The sequence below is a fragment of the Providencia sp. PROV202 genome, assembly GCF_028479565.1.
Taxonomy (GTDB): Bacteria; Pseudomonadota; Gammaproteobacteria; order Enterobacterales; family Enterobacteriaceae; genus Providencia; species Providencia zhijiangensis.
Genome location: NZ_JAMPNV010000001.1, coordinates 193,189 through 199,188, shown reverse-complemented (window position 1 = coordinate 199,188; position 6,000 = coordinate 193,189). Strand labels below are relative to the sequence as shown.

General features: G+C 43.8%; 6 protein-coding genes. 3 read left to right on the top strand and 3 right to left on the bottom strand.

Annotated features, from left to right (window positions below; translation table 11 throughout):
• Positions 1-41: 41 nt before the first annotated feature.
• Positions 42-1,772, bottom strand: a complete 1,731-nt coding sequence (gene argS / locus PR799_RS00900; RefSeq protein WP_036954545.1) for an arginine--tRNA ligase — start codon at positions 1,770-1,772, stop codon at positions 42-44.
• Positions 1,773-1,947: 175 nt separating this feature from the next.
• Here argS and PR799_RS00895 point away from each other — a divergent pair, with 175 nt between their 5' ends.
• The 3 genes from PR799_RS00895 to PR799_RS00885 all read left to right on the top strand — a co-directional run bounded on the left by PR799_RS00895 (position 1,948) and on the right by PR799_RS00885 (position 4,170).
• Positions 1,948-2,502 (top strand): VOC family protein, encoded by a 555-nt coding sequence (locus PR799_RS00895; RefSeq protein WP_154603912.1) that lies wholly within the window; start codon positions 1,948-1,950, stop codon positions 2,500-2,502.
• Between the two features lie 177 nt (positions 2,503-2,679).
• A complete protein-coding gene (gene cutC / locus PR799_RS00890) occupies positions 2,680-3,441 on the top strand; it encodes a copper homeostasis protein CutC (protein WP_154626699.1) in 762 nt (253 codons plus the stop codon).
• Between the two features lie 300 nt (positions 3,442-3,741).
• Positions 3,742-4,170: a hypothetical protein gene (locus tag PR799_RS00885; protein WP_154626702.1), complete on the top strand. Its 429-nt coding sequence runs from the start codon at positions 3,742-3,744 to the stop codon at positions 4,168-4,170.
• Positions 4,171-4,271: 101 nt separating this feature from the next.
• Here the strand turns inward: PR799_RS00885 and cmoB are convergent, their stop codons facing one another.
• Both cmoB and cmoA read right to left on the bottom strand, forming a co-directional pair.
• Complete coding sequence (gene cmoB, locus PR799_RS00880) at positions 4,272-5,243, bottom strand: tRNA 5-methoxyuridine(34)/uridine 5-oxyacetic acid(34) synthase CmoB (RefSeq protein ID WP_154603909.1); 972 nt, start codon at positions 5,241-5,243, stop codon at positions 4,272-4,274.
• Complete coding sequence (gene cmoA / locus PR799_RS00875; protein WP_036948300.1) at positions 5,243-5,995, bottom strand: carboxy-S-adenosyl-L-methionine synthase CmoA; 753 nt, start codon at positions 5,993-5,995, stop codon at positions 5,243-5,245. The genes cmoB and cmoA overlap by 1 nt, the downstream gene beginning before the upstream one ends.
• Positions 5,996-6,000: the final 5 nt, after the last annotated feature.

The following is a 6,000-nucleotide window of genomic DNA, read 5'->3' as shown; positions in this document are numbered from 1 at the left end:
TTAAAGCCCACCGAAGTGGGCTTTAAACAAAAGAATAAAACTTACATTCTTTCGACGGTTTCGATACCTAATGTATCCAGACCCGCTTTTAAGGTTTTTTGCGTTAATAAGGCCAGTTTTAAACGGCTTTGACGCTGGGCATCGGTGTCTGCGGATAAAATAGGGCAATGTTCGTAGAAGCTAGAGAACAGGCCGGCTAAGTCATACAGATACGCACACATAACGTGTGGCGTACCTTCACGCGCAACCGTTAAGATTGTCTCTTCAAATTGCATTAAGCGCGTTGCCAATGCCATTTCGTGTGGCGCTTCTAATACGATTGGGAGCGTTAAATCCGCTTCGGTAATGTCTGCTTTTTTGAAGATAGAGGCAACGCGGGTATAGGCATATTGCATATATGGCGCGGTATTACCTTCAAAGGCTAGCATATTGTCCCAATCGAAAATGTAGTCAGTGGTACGGTTTTTAGACAGATCTGCATATTTAACCGCGCCGATACCCACGACATTAGCAAGATTCAGCAATTCCTCTTCTGCCATATCCGGGTTTTTCTCACGGATCAGCGTTTGAGCACGTTCAACGGCTTCATCTAACAGGTCAGATAGACGAACAGTACCGCCTGAACGGGTTTTGAATGGCTTACCATCTTTTCCTAACATCATGCCGAACATATGGTGCTCAAGCGCCATGGATTCTGGGATATAACCCGCTTTACGGACAATAGTCCAAGCTTGCATTAAATGTTGATGCTGGCGGGAGTCGATGTAATACAAGGAGCGATCCGCATGCAAGGTTTCATAACGGTATTTTGCACAGGCGATATCGGTGGTGGTGTACAGGAAACCGCCATCTTTCTTCTGGACGATAACGCCCATCGGTTCGCCTTCTTTGTTCTTGAATTCATCAAGGAAAACTACGGTTGCACCTTCACTTTCTACGGCTAAACCTTTGGCTTTTAGGTCAGCAACGATACCCGGTAACATGCTGTTATACAGGCTTTCACCCATCACATCGTCTTCTGTCAACGTGACGTTTAAACGGCGATAGGTTTCTTGGTTTTGTTGCATGGTAATATCAACCAGTTTACGCCACATTTTGCGGCAGTATTCATCACCAGATTGTAATTTCACCACGTAACCACGAGCACGAACGGCAAAGTCTTCATCTTCGTCGTAATGTTTTTTCGCTTCGCGGTAGAATTCTTCGAGATCTGAAAGTGCCATGTCGCTGGCATCTTCATTTTGCACTTTTTCTAAGTAAGCAATGAGCATCCCGAATTGTGTGCCCCAGTCGCCCACGTGGTTAGCGCGGATCACTTTGTGACCGATAAATTCTTGGGTACGAGCCGCAGCATCACCAATAATGGTGGAGCGTAAATGACCAACGTGCATCTGTTTCGCGACGTTAGGCGCGGAGTAATCAATCACTATGGTTTCGGCTTTAACAGGTGCTAGGCCTAAACGGTCACTGGTCAGCGCGTTTTCTGCGTGAGTCGCAATCCATGTTGGGTCGATAAAAATGTTGATGAAACCGGGACCGGCGATTTCAATTTTTGATGCGATACCTTCGAGATCTAATTGGCTAACAATTTGCTCGGCCAGTTGTCGGGGAGGCAGACCCATTTTTTTCGCAGCTCCCATCACGCCGTTAGCCTGATAGTCACCAAATTGCGCTTTAGCTGATTGACGAACAAGGGCGTCACAGCCTTCTGGAGCTCCCGCTGCTAGCATTGCAGCACTGATTTTATCTGAAAGAATAGCCTGAATATTCACCGGATTACCTTAAATAACGAACATAGTTACCGCATTGTGCCATTTCATGGGCGTAACTAAAAGGTGGAAGAGAAAAAACGGCAGGTTTTATACCATATTTTGGGGGAGTCGTGCTACAGTCTGGCGATTGTTTCACTTTTTATTATCTTTGTTTTCTATTTATAGAGTCATGTTAATGCTAGATTTCGATAAAATTCCTCAGTTAAATGATCTATGGTGCGACCTGCCTGATTTTGATCAAAAGGTTGCGGCGATGGCGCACTCTCTCAATCTTTCCTTGACCGATTATGTGATTGACCACATTTCCGTGCGTTGCCACCATCAGGAAACCGCTGAGCGTTGGCATGACGGGCTATTACAATGCGCTGAATTACTTTCTGATAACCTGATTAACGGTCGCCCAATTCGCCTTTATGATCTGAAAAAGCCGATTCAAATCGCTGGGCAGGATGTCTATATTATTGAGCTCCCTTTTCCAAAAGATAAAACCTATCCTCAAGAGAGCTGGGAACATATTGAAATGGTCATTGAGGTCGCGCCAGAATTATTGGAAGAGACAGCGCGTCGTTTATTACCGGACACGCTACCGGAAGGATACTCCTATAAAGTGAGTCAACCTAAAGGTCAGCAAGAAAGACTGCCAAATCCGACTTTGGCCGTGACAAACGGCTTAATTACCCTCAAATATCACCCGTTTTCCCTTAGAAACATCGTTGAAAGCGAAAAATAAGTGATGCAATTAACGTTATTGATCATTATTTAGAGCCAACTCTAAATGGTGTGATATCACGCAGATAACATTTAACAAAAAGTGGCATAGTTAGTTGAATGCCTAATAAAAAGTACGTTTTGACCCTCAATTTTCAGCTCATATTCTACTGAGCTTATGACCATTTTGGAGATCTTCATGGCGAAACTGGAAATTTGCTGTTTTGGTATAGAGTGCGCTGAAGTCGCGCAAGAATATGGTGCAAATCGCATTGAGCTCTGTTCGGGGGCTGCAGATGGGGGGCTAACACCAAGCTACGGCTATTTAAAACTGGCAAGAGAGAAACTTCACATTCCAGTTCATCCCATTATTCGTCCTCGTGGTGGTGATTTTTGCTATAACGTGAGTGAATTTGATGTGATCCGTGAGGATTTACAGATGATCAAGGAGATGGGGTTTCCTGGCGCAGTGGTGGGGATCTTAGATACAGAAGGGCGCATTGATATCGAACGGATGCAGACCTTAATGGAAGTTGCGAATGGAATGGAGATTACTTTCCATCGTGCTTTTGATATGTGTATCAATCCGTTACTGGCATTAGAGCAACTTAAAAACCTTGGGGTAGCACGTATTTTAACATCCGGTCAGCAACAAAGTGCTGAATTAGGTTTACCACTACTGAAAGAGTTGCACGAAAAAAGCCGTGAAATGAATGGTCCAATCATTATGGCTGGCGCGGGAGTTCGGTTGGCGAATATGACCAAGTTTATGGAAATTGGTCTAACGGAAGTGCACAGCTCCGCAGGGAAAACAGTTCCTTCCAGTATGAATTACCGCAAAGCGGGTGTAACCATGGCTTCAAACAGTGAAACCGATGAGTTCACACACTACTGTGTGGATGGGCCAACGGTGGAAGCGATGATGGACTTTATTTCTATAACGGAAAAAGTGCCTGCATAAATCATAAATTCGGAATAGGACTGACTGAATTTACGATAGGGAGAGTTAAGATAGGGAGGTTAAATACCTCCCTGAGGTTGATGACAAAGAGGGATAAAAGCGTGGTTTTTCCCTCTTTGTGTTATCAGGCGAAAATCAATAAATTGATTTTCCTTGTTAATTTTACAACCCAAAAGAGCTATTCCCAAACCTGATGGGTTTTGTTTATGGTCTGAGGGAGGTTAAATACCGCCCTTTGTTTTTAGATTTTTGAACTGAGTAAAAACTAAAAACCGCGGAATGAATTTTAAGGAAAAAATCATGCTGAAAAAAATTGTCTTAACTTCATCACTTTTGCTCATCACAACTTCCTCGTTTGCTTTTTCATTAGCTGAAAAAGAGAAGCACCAAAAGTATGAAACGGAAGTTTCCTCTCAAATCTCTGCATTAAATAATACCTGTGGGTCAGACATTAAAGCGAACTTTGATTGGGTAACCTTTTCAAAAGAGCAACTCGAAACCATTGGTATCGATGGTTATAGCAAAGAGATGCTCAAGGGAATAGCCAATGTCTGTGAACACTCTGAACTCGCAAAACAGTCAGTCGGTGAGAAAATCAAAAACATTACCTATTCCTATACCAAGCCTAGAGCGATTGAGTTAAAAGATGGCACGCTATCATTAGGCATGGACTTTGATTCGGCTAATGACGCAAAAGCGGTTGAAGAGTATTTAATGAATAATTTGTAGTCGTTATTTTTGTGGCACAAAAATAAAAACCCCCGTGAGTTGTCGATAAACTTTTGGGGGTTTTGTTATGTACGGTCAGTGAGAATTGCCGCCTGACAATATTATGGTTTTTTCGCCACTAAAATCGCACGTAGAGGGGCTGGATACCCTTCGATGGTTTTGGTTTGATCATTAGGGTCTAAAAATTCTGCTAACGAATCCGTTGGCATCCACTCTGTACGGCGCTGTTCGTCTAACGAAGTCACGGCTTGGTCAACAATGCGTACGTCGACAAAACCACATTTTTCTAACCACACTTTGAGCATTTTGGCGGAAGGAATAAAGTAAACGTTGCGCATTTGTGCATAGCGATCGCCGGGGATCAGGCATTGGAATTCATCACCTTCAATGACCAAACTTTCCAACACTAACTCACCTTCACTGACGAGTTGGTCTTTTAACTGCCATAAATGGTCGAGTGGGGAGCGACGATGATACAGAACGCCCATAGAGAATACGGTATCAAAGGCTTTTAATGCAGGCAGTTGTTCGATACCGAGCGGCAGTAAATGTGCGCGTTGGTCATCACCTAACAGTTTTCTAACAGCTTCAAATTGGCATAAAAACAGTTCGGTAGGATCGATACCGACGACAAACTCCGCTTCTTCGCCCAGCATACGCCACATGTGGTAGCCACTTCCGCAGCCCACATCTAACACATGGCGGCCTTTCAATGGGGAAATATGTGGCAAAACGCGATCCCATTTCCAATCTGAACGCCATTCGGTATCGATATTGACGCCATATAGGGAAAATGGCCCTTTGCGCCATGGTTTCAACTGCCCTAATATATTGTTTAAACGGCGAGTTTCGCCTTCGGTTAATTCTGGGTCGCGCGTCGCAGTAACGCTATTTTTAATATCTAACTGGGTCGGCGTCATTACAGGCAGGTTATCTAACATTTTCTCCCATGAAGAAAACCCACCGTGTAGACCTTCTTTCTTCCATGCCGCCAGTTGAGCGGGCAGGGTTTCTAACCAATGGCTAAGAGGGCCAACGGCAATTTGTTGATAAAAACGACCGAAATCGATCATTACTGCCCCTCTTTTAATGCTAATAATGAACCGAAGTTAAAACACTGGAACCAGACTTCACAATGTGTGAATCCGACGCGTTTTAAGCGAGCTTTATGCGCTTCGACAGAGTCGGTGAGCATGACATTTTCGAGCATACTGCGTTTTTGGCTGATTTCGAGTTCGCTATACCCGTTGGCGCGTTTGAAATCATGGTGCATGTTAAATAACAACTCACCAATTTGCTTATCTTCAAAATTAAATTTCTCAGATAACACTAAAATGCCACCGGGTAATAACCCTTGGTAAATTTTAGTGAGCAATTTTTCACGGTCATCGGGATTTAAAAACTGCAATGTGAAGTTAAGGATAACCATAGAAGCGTTTTCAATATGAATATCGCGAATATCGCCTTCGATAACCTCGACAGGCGTTTGTGCTTTATACGCATCAATATGACGGCGGCAGCGTTCGACCATAGCGGGTGAATTATCGACAGAAATGATTTTGCAGTTTTCCACTGAAATATTTCGACGAACAGACAAGGTTGCGGCACCAAGGGAACAACCCAGATCATAGACTTGGCTATTTGGCGTCACAAAACGACCCGCTAGCATCCCAATCATGGTGATGATATTGGAGTAACCCGGTACAGAACGTTGGATCATATCGGGGAAAACTTCAGCCACTTTTTCATCAAACTTCCAGTCACCTAAATTGGCGATCGGCGCGGAGAAAAGGCTATCTTTATGGTTTGGATCCTGACTTGACATAGACT